Genomic DNA, 19,156 nt, shown 5'->3' on the forward strand with positions numbered 1-19,156 from the left:
CGCCGCGGCAGCTACTGCTGGTACTCCTTGAGCCGGTTGTAGAGCGTCTTCATGCTGATGCCCAGCAGCGCGGCCGTGCGCTCCCTGTGGCCTCCGCAGTGCGCGTAGGTGGCCAGGATGAGCTGGCGCTCCACGTCGGCCAGCTGCGCGCCGACATCCACGATCAGTTGCTGGCCGCCGGGCGCGAGCGATGCGCTCGCGCCGTGGGCGCCGAAGGACGGCACGATCGGCGCCGCCGCGGCGGTGGACGTCTCGGCGCGCGCCTTCGGGGATGGCTGCGCCGCTTCCCTCGTCTGCCCCGTCGGCGTGTCCTGCGCGGGCAGCCATTCGCCATCGATTTCCGCGCCGTTCGCCATCACCCACGCGCGCTGCAGCACGTTGCGCAGCTCCCGCACATTGCCGGGCCATCGCCAGGCCACGATCCGCGCGCGCGCATCGGCGCCCAGGTGCTTGGCGCCGCCTTCCTGGCGCGATATCTCCTTGAGGAAATCGGTGGCGATGAGCATCACGTCGTCGTCGCGCTCGCGCAGCGGCGGCAGCGCGATCGGGAGCACATTGAGCCGGTAGAGCAGGTCTTCGCGCATGCGCCCGCTCGCCACCGCGGCTGCCGCGTCGCGGTTGGTCGCCGCGATCACGCGCACGTCGGTCTGCTGCACCTGCGCGGAGCCCACGCGCATGAAGGTGCCGGTCTCCAGCACGCGCAAGAGCTTCACCTGCAATTCCGGCGGCATCTCGGTCACTTCGTCCAGGAACAGCGTGCCGCCGTGCGCGCGCTCGAAAAAACCCTGGTGCTGGCGCTCGGCGCCGGTGAAGCTGCCGCGCTCGTGGCCGAAGATCTCGCTCTCGATGAGGTTGGGCGACAGCGCGCCGCAGTTCACGGCCAGGAAGGGCTGGTCGCGCCGGCGGCTCAGGTCGTGCACCGCGCGCGCCACCAACTCCTTGCCGGTGCCGCTCTCGCCATGGATGAACACCGTCACCGCGCTGCGCGCCACGCGCGTGATCTGCCGGTACACGCGCTGCATCGCCTCGGAGCGCCCGACCAGCGGGCCGAAACGGCCGGTCTCGCGCCAGAGTTCCTCGACCTCGTCGAACTCGGCGCGCAGCTGCGACGGGGCGATGAGCCGCGAGAGCAGCCCCTTCAGGTGCCGCGGGTTGATGGGCTTGACCAGGTAATCCGCCGCGCCCAGCCGCATCGCCCGTATCGAGGTGTCCAGGCTCGCCTGGCCGGTCATGAGCACCAGCACCGTGTCGTTCAGGACTTCGTTCTTCTCGTCGAACAGCGCGAAGCCCTCGCCATCGGGCAGGTGCAGGTCGAGCAGCAGCAGGTCGGGCCGCTGCATCGCCATCAGGCGGCGCGCGTCGGCAATCGAATGCGCGCACATCACCGAGTGGCCCTCGCGTGCGACGAGGGCCGCCATCATCAATGCGGAATCGTCATCGTCCTCAACGATCAATGCATGTGCCAAACCTGCTCCAGACCCTGTTGCGCCAATCGCACTTCTACGGCGGCGCTTCTGCGTTTTCCCCTGTGCCGATGGTTGCTCCATCCCGAGCCCGCGGCCGACGGTTCATCCGTTGAAGCCGCGTGAGAAATCGTGCACTTGCTGTGTCAGCGTATTCATACGTGCGACCTGGCGCGCGAGCACCTGCAGCGCCTCCTGCCTGAGAGCGTCGTCGTCGGTGGTGTTCAGCAGTTCCAGCGCCACGGCCATCGCGCCGACAGGCGCGCGCAGGTCGTGGTCCAGTTGCCTCGCCGCCTGCGCCTGGCGCGCCACTTGCTTGAGCAGGAGGGCCAATTGCTGTTCGGTGGAGGGGGCGCCGCGCGCCCTGCCCTCGCGCCGCAGACGCGTGCCGATGAAGGCCCCCACGATCCCCGCCGACACGCCCGCCAACATGCCCGCCACCCAGAAACCTGCAGGCCCCCGCCCGCGTTCTTGTCGAATCTTCGTCATGCCGCCCAGTGTCGGCCAATGAACCGGGCCTGTCTGCCCCGGCGGCGCTGCAAGTTTTGCGGCAAGGCATGCAGGTTGCGGTGCCGCATGCGGCCGATTGCCGGTCTGCAGGCTCTTGGGGACCGGTTTTTACCGCTTTTGGGTTGGCACAACCGTTGCGCATCAGCACACACCATGAACCCATCCATCGCCATGCAGGCGCGCCAGACGCAAGCCACCATCTTCTCGCCGCGGCTGCAGCACGCCGTGCGGCTGCTGCAGCTTTCTTCGCTCGACTATGCGCAGGCGCTGCGCGAGGCGGCCGAGCTGAATCCGTTTCTCGAAGTCGATGAGCCCAGCGTGGCTGCGTTGCACGAAAGCGCGGCAGCGGAGATGCCCGCCGCACCCGACACATTGAACACGCTCAACGCGCCGACCGATGCGGCTGCGGAGACCGACGCCCCGCTCGCATTGGAGCGCATCACCGCCGCGCCTTCGACGCAGGCGCAGCACCTCTCGCACGACGAAAGCGCCGACCTGATGCAGCGCGTGGCGCTGCCGCCATCGCTGTCGGCGCACCTCCATGCGCAGGTGGGCGTGCTGCGCCTGACCGAACGCGAGAGCGCGCTCGCGCACGCGGTGGTCGAGGCGCTGGACGACGACGGGTACCTGCGCATAACGCTCGCCGACATCGCGCTCGCGCTGGGGGAAAACCCTGAAGGCGCCGAAGACGAACTGCACACCGCGCTCTGCCGCGTGCAGGCGCTCGACCCGGCGGGCGTGGGCGCGCGCAGCGTGCCCGAGTGCCTCTGCCTGCAGCTCGATGCGATTGCGCCGATGCCGCTGCGCGCGATCGCGCGGCGCATTCTGGAGACGCACATCGACCGGCTGGCCGTGCAGGATTTCGGCGGCATCGCGCGCGCACTCGGCGTGCCGCTTGCGCAGGTGCAGTGCGCGGTCGCCGGCATCCGGCGGCTCAACCCGCGACCGGGCTGGGCCCATGGCGAGACGGGCGCGCGCCTCGTGGTGGCCGATGTCACCGTGAAGAAGGTGCGCGGCGCCTGGCGCACCTCGCTCAATGCCCATGCAGTGCCGCGCGTGCGGCTGAACACCGCCTGCGCCGCGCTGCTCGACACGCGCCGCGGTGCCCGCACCGGCGCGCTGAAGGCCTACCTCGAGCAGGCCCGCTGGATGGTGGGCGCGGTGACGCAGCGCACCGCCACCATCCTGGACGTGGCGCGCGCCATCGTGGCGCGGCAGCAGTTGTTTCTGGAGCACGGCCCGCTGGCGATGAAGCCGCTCGGGCTCCAGGAGATCGCCGACGAAGTGGGCGTGCATGCCTCGACCGTCTCGCGCACCGTGCACAACAAGTACATCGCCACGCCCGCCGGCGTGTTCGAGCTGCAGTACTTCTTCTCGCGCGGGCTGCAGCACGCGGCCGGCGGCGCGAGTGCGCCGGTGGCGGTGCGGCAGCTCATTCGCGAGCTCATCGCGGTGGAACCGCCAACCGCGCCGCTGAGCGACGCCGCGCTCGCGCGGCAGTTGGCGCAGCAGGGCTTTCGCATCGCGCGCCGCACCATCACCAAGTACCGCCAGGCGCTGGACATCGACCCCGTGGACGAGCGCCGTGCGCGCGGCACCCGGCTTGCGGCCGCTGCCTGAATCCCTGCAGCCCCAAGACCATGTGCATGGAATTTCTCGACCATCTGAGCCGGAGCAAGGCGCCGCTCACGCTCACGGACCCCGACGAGATCAACAACCTGGTGGTGCTGCGCGCGGCGGGCTTCGTCGCCGCTTTCACGCTGCGGCCCCTTCGGGATGGCGACGGCAGCGAGGACCGCAAGGATCGCCAGGGCCGCGAGCGGGGCCGCTTCCTCGCGCTGACGCCCGAGGGCCGCGCGGCACTGGCCAGCGGCATCGACGGGGCCTGAGCCGGCCGGCGCGCGCCTTCGCCAGGCGCTGCCCCGCTGCGTGCACGCGGCGTCGCCGAAGCTGCATTTGTTGGCGCGAATCGCGACTTCGTGATGCGCGAAGCGGCCACATCGCCGCGCTCTTGCCTACAGTGAATGCCCCTGTCACTCACAGCCCCGCCAAGGGGACACGGAAGGCGTCACACACAAAGCACCGAATGAATGAATGAAGGCCGCTTGCCTCGCGGCGGGTTGTCGATGCGAAAGCACCGATGCAGATGCGAGGTATCAAAAGGCGACGGCCGGGGCGTAGTAAGCACCCCAGCCGTCTAACCAAAGACGTGCAACAACCTCTAAAGGACCGCACAAAAATGGCTACCAAGACTATAGCCCGGCCTCGCACGCCGGTAACTTCTCCCGACGGCAACGCGCAAGACGCGACCGATTGCCTGGAGAACACGCTCGCGCAACTCGATGCGCTCATGTGGACCTGCAATGGCGCAGACATCGACTGGTGCACCGGCGACGGACCCAGGCATCTGGCCAACCTGCACTGGCTCGCAGCCGATCTGACGCAAAAGGCCGGGGAGCTGTTTCAGTCGAGCGAGAAGGCGCGACGCGTTGCGCCTGAGACCGACGGCGCCTAGCGGCCGGTCTGGCGGGCTGCAATTCAGTTCGCAGCCCGTCTTTCAGCGCAGCCACGGCGGGAACGCCGATTGCCATGGATCGCCACGGATCGCCACGAAGAGCGATCTCGAAAACCTTTCCCGAGGAGCCCTCTCATGGCCAGCTCAACAAGCCTCTCCACAATTCGCGCGACGCACAGTGACGCAAAGACATGAACCAGAAACAACGACACAGCCAAGGCGACATCGGCCGCCGCCTGATGTGGACCCTGCTCGCCGCCATCGCGGTCATCGTCGTGGTGGTGCTGTTCTTCTACGGCATCAAGGACCCCGAGAAGGGCCCAGGCAACCTGCCGCCGGGCGGCGGCCCCGCGCCGACGCAGGAGAACGGGCTTCCGCCGCCGGCGAAATGAAATGGCAGGCGCGTGAAATGACAGCCGCGCTGTCCGCGGCCAGAGCGCGCCGAAGCACCGCGATTCGAACTCAGTGCGCCGTGCCCATCGCGCGCCAGATCACATTGCCCACATCGTCCGCCACCAGCAGCGCGCCCTTCGCATCGATGGCCACGCCCACGGGCCGCCCGTAGGCCTCGCCCTTTTCATTGACGAAGCCCGTGAGCACATCCACGGGTTGGCCGGACGGCTTGCCATCCGCGAAGGGCACGAACACCACCTTGTAGCCCGCGGGCGGGCTGCGGTTCCACGAGCCGTGCTCGCCGATGAACATGCCGTTGGCGAACGGTGCCGGCAAGCCTGTCTTGCCGGCCGCCACGAGGCCGAGCGCGGCCACGTGCGCGCCGAGCGCGTAGTCCGGGGCAATGGCCTTGGCGACCATCTCGGGGCGCTTGGGCTTGACGCGTTCGTCCACGTGCTGGCCGTAGTAGCTGTAGGGCCAGCCGTAGAACGCGCCCTCCTTCACCGAGGTCAGGTAGTCGGGCACGAGGTCGTTGCCCAGTTCGTCGCGCTCGTTGGCGACGGTCCACAGCGCAGTGCCGCCCGGTGCCCACGCCATGCCGTTGGGGTTGCGAAGGCCGGTGGCGAACAGGCGCTTCTGGCCCGTGGCGCGATCGACCTCCCAGATGGCGGCGCGCCCCTCTTCCGCGGCGATGCCGTTCTCGGCCGCGTTGCTGTTGGAGCCCACGGTGGCGTAGAGCTTGGCGCCATCGGGCGTCGCGATGATGTTCTTGGTCCAGTGGTGGTTGATCGTTCCCGCGGGCAGGTCGGTCAGCTTCTCGGGGCTGGCGGTGATGGTCGTCTCGCCCGCGGTGTACGGAAAGCGCAGGATCGCGTCGCTGGCGGCCACGTAGAAATCGGTGCCCACCAGGGCCATGCCGAACGGGGAGTTGAGCTTGTCGATGAACACGGTCTTTGTCTCGGCGATGCCGTCGCCGTCGGCATCGCGCAGCAGCACGATGCGGTTGGCCGTGGGCGCGCCGGCGCCCGCGCGCGCCTGGACCTTCTTCATGACCTTGCCCTTCACGCCCTTGCTGTCGTCGGGCTTGGGCGGCGCATTGGTCTCGGCGACCAGCACATCGCCGTTGGGCAGCACGTAGACCCAGCGCGGATGGTTGAGACCCGACGCGAAAGGCGTGACCGCGACACCCGAGGCCGCCGTGGGCTTGCTGCCCGCGGGCCAGCCCTTGGCCGGCGCGATCTGCACCGTGGTGATCAGTTGCTTTTCGACGGGTGCGATCTTCGGGTTGGGGCCGACCGTGTCCGCGGGCGATGCGACAGGGCCCTTGCCCGCATCGCCGGGCAAGGCGACGGCCGATGTGGCAAGCGAAGCGACGGCCGTCGCGATGGCCGTGGCAACGATTGTGTTTTTGATGCGGGTGGGCATGAGCGACTCCTGGGCATGTTGACGCCCGCATGCTGCGAGTTGCCACCAGCGTTTTCGTAGGCCAACTCCCGGACCCGCTGCCGGATAAGCCCCCCACGGTTTCGCTCCTGGCCCGCGACGCGCTGAACTAGTGCTTTGAGCCTATGGCGACAACCCACAAATGCTGGATTGCCATTTGAATTAACTTTCTCTACATTAATACGCCGGTTGTACATCCGCGGCACCATTGATGCGGGTCGATACCGTTGAACGATCTGGCTACGACCCAACCGGCCCACCGGTTAAACAGTGCGCCGAGGAGACAAGATGAAGACTTCGAAAGTCCTTTCCCGTCCATCGTTCGGCGGGCTCTCCCCGGCCCGATCGCCGCGCCTGGATGACGCGCTGCGGTCTTCATGCACGACACGGCACGGCCGTCGCAATGGGGTACCCAGCCGCCTCGCAACCCTCCTCTTCCACGCGCCCAGTACCTCCTGCGTGCGCCCTGCCGCGCCGGCTGGACGACGTTGATCGGGCATGTGCCATGCGGCTTCTCCTGGTCGAAGACAACGAACTGCTCGGCAGCGCCGTGCACAAGGGCCTCATGCGCGCGGGCTATGCGGTCGACTGGAGCCGGGGCGGCAAGGAGGTTCTCTCTTCGCTGGCGTCCTGCAACTACGACTGCGTGCTGCTCGACCTCGGTCTGCCGGACGTCGCCGGCGATTCGCTGCTCAAGAGCATCCGCAGCCGGGGCATTCCCGTTTCGGTGATCGTGATCACGGCCCGCTGCGGCATCCAGGACCGCGTGCGGCTGCTGGACATGGGCGCCGACGACTACATGGTCAAGCCGCTGGACCTGGAAGAACTCGCCTCGCGCGTGAGGGCCGTGCTGCGCCGGGTCAACGGCAAGGCGCCCTCCTCGATCGAACCGGAGCATGGTCCGCTCAAGCTCTATCCGTCGCACCGAACGGCCACCTGGCATGGCGACATCGTCGCGCTGACCAACAAGGAATTCTGGCTGCTGGAGATTCTTGTGCGCCGCAAGACCCAGGTCTTGTCGCGCGGCCAGCTCGAGGAGGCGCTGTACACCTTCGACGTGGAGGTGGAGAGCAACGCGGTCGAGGTTCACATCCACTACCTGCGGCGCAAGTTCTCGCCCAACCTCATCCTCACGGTGCGCGGCGTCGGCTATCAGCTCGGTCCCGAGAAGCTGCATGCATAGCCTTGTGTCTTCGTGGTCGTTGCGTCACCGGGTTGCGGCGATCGCGTTTTTCGTCTGCACCGCAACGCTGCTGGCAGGCGGCGTCGCCATGCACCGGGCCGACCAGATCTCCGACCGCAACGTGCTGGACGCGCGGCTGGTCACGCTCGCGCGCACGGTGCTCGCCTTCGCGGAACACGAGATCGAGGAAGAAGGTTTCATCGAAGGGCTGAGCGACGTCGTCAGGCAGACCGAAAGCTCGCTGGACGCGCGCTATCACTACAAGATCTGGTCCGTCGAAGGGCGGCTGCTGCACCAGAGCCACAAGGCGCGGCAGGACGGCCCGCTGCAGCCGATAGCGCAGCGCGGCTTCGGCGAAGCCGTGGTCGACGGCGAAGAGGTGCGAACCTACACGCACGCGGCCGAGAGAACGGGCATGGTCATCCAGATCGCCGAGCGCCAGCGCGACCGCGAGGCGGCGGCCGGCATCACGACCGGCTACTTTCTCTCGTTCCTGGCGATTCCGCTGCTGCTGATTTTCGTGAGCACCTGGTGGTTCGTGAATCAGGCGCTGCGCTCGGTCGAGGGCTACGCTTCGCAGCTTCGCGAGCGCCATGCGCTGGACCTGTCGGAGTTGAAGGTTGCGAATCCGCCGGTCGAGCTCAAGCCGATGGTCGATTCGGTCAATGGGCTGTTCGCCCGCTTCAGGTCGGCGTTGTCCAGCGAGCGGGAGTTCACGGCCATTGCCGCGCACGAAATGCGAACGCCGCTGGCCGGGCTTCGCGCGCACGCGCAGCTGGCCACCGCGGTCGCCTCATCGCCGCAGGAGTTGTCGGCGTGCCTGCGCGGGTTGATGTCGGGCATCGACCAGGCCAGCTACCTTCTGGATCAGCTGCTCGATCTCGCCCGCGTCGACAGCCTGGCGGTCGCGGGGCATGTGGCGGTCGACGTGGACCTGCACAAGGTGTTCCAGGACGTGATGTCCGAGCTGGGCCCGGTGGCCGCCGACAGCCGGGTGACGGTCGTCACGCGCTTCGACGCGGCGCGGTTGCCGGCCGTCGAACTCGGCCTGCACATGCTGATGCACAACCTGCTGGACAACGCCATCCGCTTCACGCCCGCCGGCGGGCGCATCGAGGTCGGCAGTGCCCGCATCGATGAGGGCGTTGTGCTGACCTTCGACGATTCCGGCCCGGGCATTCCCGCGAGCCAGCATGCCGCCGCGTTCCAGCGCTTCAACCGCCTGGGGCGTGTCGATCCGCATGGCGTCGGGCTGGGCCTGTCGATCGTGCAGGCGGTGGCGCTGGCGCACCACGCGGTCGTGCGGCTGCGTCAATCGCCGTTGGGAGGGCTCCGCGCGGAAATCACGTTTCCGGTGCCATGCGGTAATGCACCCGAAAATGATGGGAAGAAGCCGACGAAAAGTCCGGTTCTCACATTTGCCGAGCGGCCCGGCGCAATGTGGAAGTAATGGGCTCCAGCAAGTACTGAAGCGCGGTCTGGAAACCGCCTTCGATGTACACCTCGGCCGGCATGCCTGCCTGCATCTTCAGGTCGCCCACGGCCTCGACCGATTCGGCGTCGGCCAGGATGGAAACGGCGTAATACGGCATCTGCGTCGTCTTGTCGGTGAACCGGTCACCCGACACATAGGTCACCTTGCCCTTCACCATCGTGGCGTTGCGGTACTTGAAGGCGGTGAACTTGATGCGGGCGCTCTGCCCCACCAGCACGTTGTTGACTTCTTCCGGACGGATCTGCGCCTCGATCATCAGCGCGGTGTTGCTCGGCACGATCTCCGCGATGGCCTCGCCCGGCCGCACGACCGCGCCCGGTGAGGTGAACTTCAGGTCGATGATCTCGCCCGCCGCCGGCGCCAGCACGACCTGGCGCGTGGTGGCGTCGTCGGACTTGCGCAGCTCCTGCTCGATCTCGCTCACGCGGGTGACCGCGCTCTTGAGCTGGTCGCTGGCCGAGCGCAGGTACTCGTTGACGATCGAGTTGCTCTTGATGTCGGCATCGACCAGGCGCCCGTGTCCGCGCGCGAGTTCCGAGCGGCGCTCTTCGAGCTTGGCGGTGTAGTCGGCCACCGAGGCTTCCATCTGGTTGATGCGCGCGTTGGAGACGAAGCCCTCGCTCACCAGGTCGCGATTGGCCTGCAGGTCGCGGTGTTGCAGCGCGAGCGATTCCTGCGCCTTCACGCCCTGCGCCTCCAGCGAGCCGATTTCCTGCTGCACCTTCTGGCGCAGCATGCGCATGAGCGCCAGCTCGCTTTGCAGCGAATGCCGGCGCGCCGCGAAGAGAGACGACTCCTTGGCCATCGCATCCTGCAGGCGCGCATCCCTGAGGGCCTCGGTCTGGAGCGCCTCGGAAAACACCAGCTTCTCGGCGCGGCGCTGCTCGGCTTCCAGGCGCTCCAGGGCGGTGCGCTCCACCGCGAGGCGGTAGGTCAGGCGGTTGCGGTCGGCGTCCATGCCCACGTCGGCAAAGACCACCAGCGCCTGCCCTTCCTTGACCTGCTGCCCGTCGCGCACCAGCACCTGGCGCACGATGCCGCCTTCGAGATGCTGCACCGGCCGGCGGTTCAGATCGACCTTCACGTGCGCCGGCGCCACCACGGCCATGGCCAGCGGCGCGAGCCCGACCCACATGCCGACCGGGATGACGATGGCGAACACGGTCGCGAGACCCAGCCGCACCAGTCCCTTGATCTGCTGCTTGGTGGTCTTGCGTTTGGGCTTCGTGCTGCCGAACGGGGGGGCGTGTGAGGGGGCCTGTGGGAGTGCCTGTGCGTGTGCGTGCGTCATGGCTTGTGGGCCTCCTGGCTGGCTGCGGTCTCTGGCCTCATGCGGCGCGCTCGGTGAGCGCTGCCTGCGCCTGCTTCTGCATCGACTTCATCACCTCGCTGGCCGGGCCGAACTGCTTCACCTGCCCGGCTTCGAGGATGAGGATCTTGTCCACGTGCGCGACCAGCGAGGGGCGATGCGTCACCACGATCGAGGTCACCCCCTCGGCGCGCAGGCCGCTGAGCGCGCGCGCCAAGGCGATTTCGCCCTCGGCATCGAGGCTCGCATTCGGCTCGTCGAGCACCAGCAGGCGCACGTCGCCGTACATGGCGCGGGCCAACGCGATCCGCTGACGCTGGCCCGGCGAAAGGCGCGCGCCGTTGTCACCGATCTGCGTGTCGTAGCCCATCGGCAGCTGCACGATCATGTCGTGGGCATTGGCGCGCTTGGCCGCGGCGATGACGGCTTCGCCGTCCGGCTCGCCCAGCCGGCAGATGTTGTCGGCGATCGTGCCGTCGAAAAGCTCCACGTCCTGCGGTACATAGCCGATCCAGGGGCCGAGCTCGCGCCGCGACCAGGTCGAGAGTTCGGTGCCGTCCAGCCGGATCGTTCCCATGGTCGGTTGCCAGATGCCGGTCATCAGGCGCGCGAGCGTCGACTTGCCTGCCGCGCTCGGCCCGATGATGGCCAGCGCCTCGCCGGCCACGAGGTTCAGCGACACGCCCGACAGCGCCAGCTTCTCCGAGCCGGGCGGGCGAAACGAAATGCCGTGCACCCGGATATGGCCGACCGGCCGGGGCAGCGACATGCGCGGCACGTCCTTGCCGAAGTGCTCGCACAGATCGCGCAGGCGCCGGTAGGCCGAGCGCGCCTCGTTCAGCACGCGCCAGCTGCCCACGATCTGCTCCACCGGCTGCAGGGCGCGGCCGAGCAGCACGGTGGTGGCGATCATCACGCCGGCCGAAGCCGCCTGCGTGAGCACCAGGTAGGCGCCGATCGACATCATCATCACCTGCACGCCCTGGCGCAAAAAGCGCGAGGCCGCGCTGAACGACACGCTCGCGTGGCTGGTGCTGGCCTGCAGCGCCAGCGCCTCGTCCTGTTGCTTGCGCCAGCGGCCCAGGAGGCGCTCGGTCATGCCCATGGCCTGCAGCACTTCGGCGTTGCGCAGCGACCCTTCGACGTAGCGCGACGCCTGGCGCGTTTCGCGCTGCACCGCGTCCAGCGCCTTCTGGTTCACGCGGTCGTTGAGCCAGGCCAGGCCGATCATCACGGCGGCCGCCCCCGCGGCCCCCAGGCCGAGCGCCGGATGAAAGAAGGCGATGACGGCCACGTAGACGACGATCCACGGCGCGTCCATCAGCGCGGTCAATCCGTTGGCCGAGAACAGGCCCCGCAGCGTGGCGATGTCGCGCATCGCATCGGGCCGCGCATTGAGCGTGGAACGCGCGGCGGCGGTCACCACCGCATGCACCACCGGCGGCGAGAGCCGCTCGTCGACGATGTGCCCCGTGAGGTGCTGCAGGCGCAGCCGCACGTAGTCGAGAACGAACAGGATGAACAGCGCCGTGCCCACGCCGCCCAGCAGCACCCACAGCGTCTCGCGGCTGTTGGTCGGAATCACGCGGTCGAACACCTGCAGCATGAACAGCGCAGGCACCAGGTACAGCAGGTTGATGACGAACGAGAAGAGCGCCATGCTGAACAGCAGCGGCTTCAGCTCGGCCCAGATCGGCTTCATGTTGGATCTCCTCCGGTATTCGGCGCGGGGCGCTTGCACGCCCCGCGCCGTACCTTGCTTTTTTTGCCGATCAGACGAAGTCGAAGTTCGCCGCCACCACCGCCGCATTGGCACTGAAGGTGCCGATCAGCGTGAGCTCCGCCGCCGACGTTTCCCCGCCGCCGGCCTGCACCCACTGCCACAGCGAGAAGCTGTTGCCGTTGGTGTCGTTGATGACCAGCAGCGCGTCCTCGCCGTTGGCCGCGGTGATCGCGAATTCGCTGTTGAACGCCGCCGCAACCGCCGCCGCATTGCCCAGGTTGGCCGTGGTCACGCCCTCCCCGCCCGCGCCGGTCAGGAGCAGCGCCTCGATGTCGCCGTTGCCCTGCCCCACAGTGACATTCACCGTGCCGCCCGCGCCGTTGCCGGTGCCGAAGAGGAAGTTGTCGTTGTTGTTGCCGTCGTCCCAGGCCGTGTTGAGCGCGCCGCCGAACTCGATGCGGTCGTCGCCCGCCGCGGTCGGGCCGTTGGCGTCGAAGTTGCTCACCACGTCGCCGAACTCGTTGGTCGCGCTGAACCGGAAGATGTCCTGCACGTTGTCGTTCGCCGCGCCCGAGTTGAGGATGTCCGCGCCGATACCGCCGATGAGGATGTCGCCGCCCGCCCCGCCGTTGATGGTGTCGTTGCCCGCACCGCCGATGAGCGTGTTGGCGCCGGCACTGCCCGTGAGCGTGTCGTTGCCCGCGCCGCCCGTCGCGTTCAGGATGCTCGCGATCGAGGTGAAGCCCGAGGCCGTGCCCGCCAGCAGGTTGACGTTGACGGCCGTGGTGGAGTCGCCGTACGAGAGCGTGTCCGCGTTGCCCCCCAGGTTCGCGTTGATCGACTCGACGCCCGTCACCGTGCCGCCCTCGAACCCCGTGATGGCGCCGTTGTAGACCACGTCCAGCACATCGTTGTTCGCCGCGCCCGTGATGTTGAGCACGTCGTTGCCGCCGCCGCCGACGATGGTGTCGGCACCGCCGCCGATCGTGTAGTTGAAGGTGTCAGCCCCAAGGCCCCCGTTCAGCACGTTCGCGCCGGCGCTGCCGGTGATGGTGTCGTTGCCGCTGCCTCCGGTGAAGTTCTCCATGCCCACGATCACGTCGGAGTTGGCTGCGTTGCTGCCCGAGCCCGTGACGACGATCGGCGCCGCGCCGCCCAGGTTCACCGTCAGCGCCGCCGTGTAGGCCGAGTAGTTGGCCGTGTCCAGGTCGGCGCCGCCGTCCAGCGTATCGCGCACGTTGTCGACCGTGGCCGAGAGCGTGTCGTTGCCCGCGCCGCCGCTCAGCAGGTTGACGACGCCCGTGCCCGCGGTGCCGCTCGCCGTGAGCGTGTCGCCGAACGCGCTGCCCACGAGGTTCTCGATGCTCGAGAGCGTGTCGCTGCCCGCCCCGCCGGTGGCCTGCGCCGCCGCGATCGCCAGGGACACCGTCACCGCCGCCGCCGCTGTGGCGTAGTTCGCGGTGTCGCTGCCGCCACCACCGGTCAACACGTTGTTGCCCGCGTTGCCGGTCAGCACGTTGTTGCCGGCATTGCCCGTGCCGTTGATGTTGCCGGTGCCCAGCAGAGTGAGGTTCTCCACGTCCGCGTCGGTGATGGTGTAGGTGAGGGTCGACTGCACGGTGTCCGTGCCGGCGCCCGCGCCCTCGGCCACGGTGTCCGTGGCGCTGTCCACCAGGTAGGTGTCGTCGCCCGCGCCGCCGGCCATCGCGTCGTTGCCGGTGCCGCCGTCCAGCGTGTCGTTGCCGTCGCCTCCGTTGAGGGTGTCGTTGCCGATGCCGCCCAGCAGCGTGTCGTTGTCGTCACCGCCGTTGAGGGTGTCGTTGCCCTCGCCGCCGTCCAGTGCGTCGGCACCGATTCCGCCATTGAGCGTGTCGTTGCCGCCGAGGCCTGCGAGCGTGTCGGCCAGGTCGCCGCCGCTGATGACGTTGTTGAGCGCGTTGCCGGTGCCCACGAACTGGTCGGCGTCGATGCCGGTGTAGGTGAGGTTCTCCACGTTGGCGATGAGCTCCAGCGAGAAGGCGGCCAGCTCGGTCTGGACCTGGTCGGTGCCGGTGTTGGCGCCCGCCGCTTCGACGATCACGTCCAGCACGTCGTCCACGACGTAGGTGTCGCTGCCGTTCAGGCCCACCATGGTGTCGGCGCCCAGCCCGCCGTCGAGCAGGTCGTCGTCGCCGTTGCCAGCGCCGCCCACCAGCAGGTCATCGCCGTCGCCGCCGTGCAGTTCGTTGTCGCCAGTGCCGCCGAAGATCAGGTCGTTGCCCAGGCCCCCGGTGATCAGGTCATTGGTGCCGTTCTCCCCGGCGATGAAGTTGTTGGCCGTCGAGGCGGACAAGTCGATGGTGCGCGAGCCGCCCGCGGAGTCCAGCCGGCTGATGAGGTAGTCGTCCACGCCGAGCAGGTAGCCCGCATAGCTGCTGTCGGTGAAGTTGATGCGCTCCACGCCGGTCTGTGCGTTGGTCCCGGTGTAGTGGCCGTTGACGGTCACCGTCTGTCCGTTGAAGTTGAGGATCAAGTTGCCGGTGTTGGTGCCCGTGTTGCTATCCGCGGCGTTCAGGCCGACAAGCGGGTTGGCCAGCAGCGTGACCGGGTCGATGCCCGCCTGGATCACGATGCGGTCGGCCGTGCCGCCGCTGGTCGCGCTGACCGGTTCGTTGATCGTGTCGTTGCCGTCCGCCAGGCCGAACACATAGGTGTCGTTGCCCAGGCCGCCGTTGAGCGTGTCGGTGCCCGCGCCGCCGACCAGCACGTCGTCCCCGGCCAGCCCGTTGAGCGTGTCGTTGCCCGCGAGGCCCAGCAGCAGGTCGTTGCCCGCCGTGCCGTTGAGGGTGTCGTTGCCGGCGGTGCCCGTCACGATGCCCAGCGTGGCGTCGGTGAACTGCAGCCGCTCGATGTTGCTCAGCGTGTCGGTGCCCTCGATCGGATCGGCGCTCACGTCGGTGACCGTGAGCCGCCCGTTGGCGTCGGTGCCGAACGCGTAGTTGGCGATCGGCCCGAGGTACGCGACGGTGTCGATGTCGCCCGCCGTCTCGTCGGTCCGGATGGTGCGCACGATGGCCAGTTGCCCGGGGTTGATCTGCCCCGCGAACATGCTGTTGACCAGCGTCTTCATGCTGTTGTGCAGCGCGATCGGCGTGCCGGTGTGCGCGGTGTCGCCGGCCGCGAAGACGCCGATCTGCACATCGAGCCATTTGTCGCCGTCGATGATGTCGTCGCCGCCGCGGCCCATGATGAGGTCGCCCCCGTCGCCGCCCAGGATGATGTCGCCCGCCGAGTAGTTCACCACGCCCGCGCCCAGCACGGCCTGCAGGCCGTTGATGCGTGCGATGCCCGCCGCATCGAGCAGGTTGCCCGCGTAGCCCTCGGTGCCGCCCTGCGCGAACGGCAGCCGCTCTTCGGCCAGCGTGTCGGCGCCGATCAGCACGTCGGCAAAGCGCGTGCCCGAGAGGCCCTCGACCGATTCGTACCCGTCCAGCGTTCCGTTCTGCGGCGGCGCCGGATTCTCGTCGAACACGATGGCGCGCGTGAGGTCGGCATTGATGCCGGCGGTGTTGTCCTTGTAGGTCACCCAGTCCCAGCCCGACATGCCGGCCAGTTTGCCGCGGCCGGGGCTGCCCACCATGATGTCGTCGCCGCCCTCGGCGATGAACTCGTCGAAGCCGCCGTCGCCCAGGAACACGTCGTGGCCCACGATGCTGTCGCGCGCGAAGATCTCGTCGAAGCTGTCGCCGGGCGCGCCGTCGAAGGTGCCGGTCTCGATCCAGTCGTCGCCCTCGTTGCCCAGGATGCGCTCGGCGTTCTTGCTGCCCAGGATGAAGTCGTTGCCCTCGCCGGCGAACACCTCGGAGCCCGCATCGGTGCCCAGCACGATGAAGTCCTGCCCCTTGCCGCCCATGATGAGGTCCAGCCCCGGGCCGCCGTGCACCACGTCGTTGCCGTCGCCGGCCTTGATGTTGTCGTCGCCGCCCAGGTCGCGCACGATGTCGTCGCCCGCCCCGGCATTGATGATGTCGTTGCCGGCGCCGCCTTCCAGGTTGTCGTTGCCGCCGTCGCCGTGGATCGTGTCGTCGCCCTCGCTGGCGATGATGATGTCGTTGCCCTCGGTGCCGCCCAGCACCACGTGCTCGTCGCCCGTGTAGCGCAGGTAGTTGCTGTCGGGCCCGGCCGTGCCCGGGTTGTTGCGCACCACCAGCGGCGTCAGGATGCCGCCGCCTACCGGGTCGGTGCTCTCCAGCGTGCCGTTGCCGTCCAGGTCATTGAACTGGCGGGTGATGTCCACCTCCAGCGCCAGCCCCGGCGTGGAGAACACGTCCGACGGCAGGTGCGTGGCGTTCGTGTTGGTCATGATCATTTCGGCGAACGAGTTGTTCTCCATTTCGCCGAACAGGTGCAGGCCGTCCAGGCGCTGCAGGTAGTAGAAGCGGTCGCCGTTCTGCAGGCTTTCCATCTGCTGCTCGAACACGAAATTGAAGGTCGAGCCGAGCATGCCGCCGAAGGGAAGAATCTTTTCCGCGAGGCCGCCGATCCAGAGGTCCACGTTGTCCAGGCCCGTGGTGGTGACGCCGTTCGCGCCGCTCGCCCATGCGCCGCTGCCATTGAGAAAGTCCACTGCATCGGCCGGCACCAGCAGCCCGCCGACCGCCGCGCCGGTGATGATCGTCAGCGCAGCATCGCGCTTGCCTTCGATCGTCGTCTGGCCGGTGATCAACGAATGCGTGCCGTAGGCGGCGACGAAATTGATGATCGACGCCTCGTGCTTGAGGTTGCCGGCGAAGTCCACCCAGCTGTCGTACGGCCGCAGTTCCGCCGCGTTGTTGGTCGCGTCGAAGAACTCGCGCCGCGCGGCGTTGAGCGACGGCACGCCCGTGTCGCGGCCTCGTGCCAGGTTGATGGTCGCGAGGTCCAGTGGCAGGCCCAAGAGGTTGTTGCGCAGCGCGCCGGTCACGAACTCGTCGATTTCGTTGCCGACCTGCCGCGTCATGCCGCGGATGATCGTGCCGGCGGCGATGTCGTCGGTGATGGCATGCCCGGAATCGAACGCGACAGGATTCAGAAAGCCCTGGATCAACCCGATGTCGTCCGCGTTGAAGTTCGGATCGAACCGGTCGATCGACTCGGTGAGCATCGAGTGGCCGAAGCGATACACCACGTGCGCGAATTCGGCAACGATCGACGGATTGATGGTCACGTCGAAACCGTCGGGCACCACGAACGGGTTGATCTGCGGCTGGATCTTGCGCGCGAATTCTTCGAACACCAGATGCTGGTACTGCATCTCGGTGGTGAACTTGGCGGACTGGAACAGGCGCTCGCCGTCCCACACGAGCGTGCTGAGGTCCGCCGGCAGCGCCGTCACGTCCTCGATGAGCCACTCGTTCAGGAAGGCGAAGTCGCCGCCGGCCGCGGTGGACAGAATGACTTCCTGGTTGTGCTCGACCATGCGGTTGTGCTCTGCATGGAACACGTGGTGCACGGCGGTGAGGCCGATGTTTTCGTTCACGCGGCCGTCGCCGGCGATGAAGTGGGCGTCGAGCAGTTCGTTGTCGTACTCCGTGTCGCCGTTGCCCGGGTTTCCGAGGCCGATGGTGATGTCGCCGTCGGCGATCTTGCCGATCGGGACCGCCTCGTGCGCGATGTCCGCAAGAAACGCGTGGCCCGTGCGCAGTGCCGCCGCCGTCGTCGGATTGACCGGGCTGCCCGGCGTACCGGAGACCACGATATCGTCTGCCGTGTTCGGAATGCCGTCGGCGCCGATGCCCACGATGACCTGCGCCATGCCGGTCGCGGCATTGGGAATGAAGTTGCCGTACTGGTCCGTTCTGAGCAGCGGCACGCTGCCCACGTCGAAGTCGGTCAGCTCGATGCCCAGCATCAGGGCCTGTGCCTTGACCTCGCCCCACGTCGCCATGCCGCCGTTGCCGCCCTCGATCAGCTTGCCGGTCGCCACCGGCTGGCCGTCGCCGTTCAGCGTGTACTGGCGCAGGAACACCTGGTGAGAGGAATGCGAGGTGTAGGTCTGGTTCTGGTCGACGAAGGCCGTGGTGGTGTTCACCGGCCGCACGTCGTCGGCGGTGCCCATGATGCCGTCCGCGCCGGGGGACACCGAGGCGCGGGTCAGCACCATGAAGTTGGTCGGGCTGCCTTCCACGTACAGCGGATCGTCCGGCTGCAGCGGAATGAACACCGTGCCGCTGCCGCCCTTGTTGACCAGGTCCAGGCCGTGGTCGAAGAACTGGCCGAAGAGGGTGAACCACGAGTTGAACGATGCCGACAGGCCCACGTCCGGCGAGATGTTGGGCAGGCTGACGTTGTCGCCATCCATCGTGATGCCGAAGGGCTCGATGGCGGCGTCGCGCACCACGCGGGCCTCCTGCAATGCCGTGACGGTCAACGCATGCGCGGCATCCGCGGCGTCGGCCGCATCGAGGGCGGCCTGCTCCGCGGGCGTGGGCGGCGTGGCGGGATCGCCGTCACCGAGTTCTTCGGCATCCGCACGGGCGTTCTGCGCCACGACACGGGCCTGGTACTCGGCATCGGACGCGGGCTTGAAGGCCTGGTAGATGACCGTGATGGCGGCCAGATCGGCCATGGGGTTGGCCGCGCCCGCGCGGTCCAGCGCGGTCAGTATGGCGGCCGGATTGCCCAGGGTCTGGTCGACCAGCAGGTTGGAGATGGTGCGCAGGCTTGAATCGAAGACGAGCGAGTTCGGGTTGTTGCTCGGGTTGTAGTTCGCCGCCGTCGGCATGGCGGGCGCGGGACCGGGACCGTCGGGATCGAACAGCGTGCCGTCCGCCGGCCGATATGCCGGGTCTAGCAGCGTCGGGAACGGCTGGTCCGCGGCGCCCCATGTTTCGTGAAGCAGGTTGTTGTACGTGCCATCCACCGTTCGCAAACCCCAGCTGACGTTGTACGCCGGGACCAGCCCGCCCGGTCCGAACAACGGCTGGCCGGCGGCGTGGGCCTCCGAGATCTTGATTTGCGCAAGGATGAACTCGAGGTCTGCTTGATTGACTGTGACGGACATGGCATGGCTCCTCAGTGCTTGTGGTGGTGGGGTGTTTCGGAACGCTACTTCCGTCATCACAGTCTTTAGTCCCACCCTTAAGAAGTCCTTAAGCAATAGGT

12 protein-coding genes are annotated in these 19,156 nt (G+C 67.9%); 6 read left to right on the plus strand and 6 right to left on the minus strand.

Annotated features, from left to right (window positions below):
- Positions 1–11: 11 nt before the first annotated feature.
- Together ACZYRS_RS17620 and ACZYRS_RS17625 are read right to left on the minus strand one after the other, a co-directional pair.
- A complete protein-coding gene (locus ACZYRS_RS17620; RefSeq protein WP_463420281.1) occupies positions 12–1,466 on the minus strand; it encodes a sigma-54-dependent transcriptional regulator in 1,455 nt (484 codons plus the stop codon).
- Between the two features lie 102 nt (positions 1,467–1,568).
- Positions 1,569–1,952, minus strand: coding sequence for a histidine kinase dimerization/phospho-acceptor domain-containing protein (locus ACZYRS_RS17625; RefSeq protein ID WP_463420282.1), 384 nt, complete (start codon positions 1,950–1,952; stop codon positions 1,569–1,571).
- Between the two features lie 174 nt (positions 1,953–2,126).
- Between ACZYRS_RS17625 and rpoN the strand changes: the two genes are divergently transcribed.
- The 4 genes from rpoN to ACZYRS_RS17645 all read left to right on the plus strand — a co-directional run bounded on the left by rpoN (position 2,127) and on the right by ACZYRS_RS17645 (position 4,880).
- Entirely contained in the window at positions 2,127–3,593 is a 1,467-nt protein-coding gene (rpoN, locus tag ACZYRS_RS17630; protein ID WP_463420283.1) for an RNA polymerase factor sigma-54, read from the plus strand.
- A gap of 26 nt (positions 3,594–3,619) precedes the next feature.
- Complete coding sequence (locus tag ACZYRS_RS17635; RefSeq protein WP_463420284.1) at positions 3,620–3,862, plus strand: hypothetical protein; 243 nt, start codon at positions 3,620–3,622, stop codon at positions 3,860–3,862.
- 350 nt (positions 3,863–4,212) lie between these two features.
- Positions 4,213–4,488 (plus strand): hypothetical protein, encoded by a 276-nt coding sequence (locus ACZYRS_RS17640; RefSeq protein WP_463420285.1) that lies wholly within the window; start codon positions 4,213–4,215, stop codon positions 4,486–4,488.
- 191 nt (positions 4,489–4,679) lie between these two features.
- Positions 4,680–4,880, plus strand: a complete 201-nt coding sequence (locus ACZYRS_RS17645; RefSeq protein WP_198783792.1) for a hypothetical protein — start codon at positions 4,680–4,682, stop codon at positions 4,878–4,880.
- Between the two features lie 70 nt (positions 4,881–4,950).
- On the opposite strand, the gene ACZYRS_RS17650 is transcribed toward ACZYRS_RS17645, so the two are convergent.
- Complete coding sequence (locus ACZYRS_RS17650; RefSeq protein WP_463420286.1) at positions 4,951–6,306, minus strand: PQQ-dependent sugar dehydrogenase; 1,356 nt, start codon at positions 6,304–6,306, stop codon at positions 4,951–4,953.
- A 523-nt stretch (positions 6,307–6,829) separates the two neighbouring features.
- Between ACZYRS_RS17650 and ACZYRS_RS17655 the strand changes: the two genes are divergently transcribed.
- Both ACZYRS_RS17655 and ACZYRS_RS17660 read left to right on the plus strand, forming a co-directional pair.
- Positions 6,830–7,507 (plus strand): response regulator, encoded by a 678-nt coding sequence (locus tag ACZYRS_RS17655; RefSeq protein ID WP_463420287.1) that lies wholly within the window; start codon positions 6,830–6,832, stop codon positions 7,505–7,507.
- Entirely contained in the window at positions 7,500–8,957 is a 1,458-nt protein-coding gene (locus ACZYRS_RS17660; RefSeq protein WP_463420288.1) for an ATP-binding protein, read from the plus strand. The genes ACZYRS_RS17655 and ACZYRS_RS17660 overlap by 8 nt, the downstream gene beginning before the upstream one ends.
- On the opposite strand, the gene ACZYRS_RS17665 is transcribed toward ACZYRS_RS17660, so the two are convergent.
- From ACZYRS_RS17665 to ACZYRS_RS17675, 3 genes are all read right to left on the minus strand, one after another.
- Entirely contained in the window at positions 8,920–10,293 is a 1,374-nt protein-coding gene (locus ACZYRS_RS17665) for an HlyD family type I secretion periplasmic adaptor subunit (RefSeq protein ID WP_463420289.1), read from the minus strand. The genes ACZYRS_RS17660 and ACZYRS_RS17665 overlap by 38 nt on opposite strands.
- Before the next feature lie 37 nt (positions 10,294–10,330).
- On the minus strand, positions 10,331–12,013 hold the full coding sequence (locus tag ACZYRS_RS17670) for a type I secretion system permease/ATPase (RefSeq protein ID WP_463420290.1): 1,683 nt from the start codon (positions 12,011–12,013) through the stop codon (positions 10,331–10,333).
- Between the two features lie 70 nt (positions 12,014–12,083).
- Positions 12,084–19,055, minus strand: a complete 6,972-nt coding sequence (locus ACZYRS_RS17675; RefSeq protein WP_463420291.1) for a peroxidase family protein — start codon at positions 19,053–19,055, stop codon at positions 12,084–12,086.
- Positions 19,056–19,156 lie beyond the last annotated feature (101 nt).

Source organism: Variovorax sp. AC194, assembly GCF_979257995.1.

Excerpts from the sequence above, each read along its gene's own strand:
- rpoN (WP_463420283.1), top strand. The coding sequence starts at position 2,127 with ATGAACCCATCCATCGCCATGCAGGCGCGCCAGACGCAAGCCACCATC.
- ACZYRS_RS17650 (WP_463420286.1), bottom strand. The coding sequence starts at position 6,306 with ATGCCCACCCGCATCAAAAACACAATCGTTGCCACGGCCATCGCGACG.
- ACZYRS_RS17645 (WP_198783792.1), top strand. The coding sequence starts at position 4,680 with ATGAACCAGAAACAACGACACAGCCAAGGCGACATCGGCCGCCGCCTG.
- ACZYRS_RS17640 (WP_463420285.1), top strand. The coding sequence starts at position 4,213 with ATGGCTACCAAGACTATAGCCCGGCCTCGCACGCCGGTAACTTCTCCC.
- ACZYRS_RS17635 (WP_463420284.1), top strand. The coding sequence starts at position 3,620 with ATGGAATTTCTCGACCATCTGAGCCGGAGCAAGGCGCCGCTCACGCTC.
- ACZYRS_RS17665 (WP_463420289.1), bottom strand. The coding sequence starts at position 10,293 with ATGACGCACGCACACGCACAGGCACTCCCACAGGCCCCCTCACACGCC.
- ACZYRS_RS17655 (WP_463420287.1), top strand. The coding sequence starts at position 6,830 with ATGCGGCTTCTCCTGGTCGAAGACAACGAACTGCTCGGCAGCGCCGTG.
- ACZYRS_RS17660 (WP_463420288.1), top strand. The coding sequence starts at position 7,500 with ATGCATAGCCTTGTGTCTTCGTGGTCGTTGCGTCACCGGGTTGCGGCG.
- ACZYRS_RS17625 (WP_463420282.1), bottom strand. The coding sequence starts at position 1,952 with ATGACGAAGATTCGACAAGAACGCGGGCGGGGGCCTGCAGGTTTCTGG.
- ACZYRS_RS17675 (WP_463420291.1), bottom strand. The coding sequence starts at position 19,055 with ATGTCCGTCACAGTCAATCAAGCAGACCTCGAGTTCATCCTTGCGCAA.
- ACZYRS_RS17670 (WP_463420290.1), bottom strand. The coding sequence starts at position 12,013 with ATGAAGCCGATCTGGGCCGAGCTGAAGCCGCTGCTGTTCAGCATGGCG.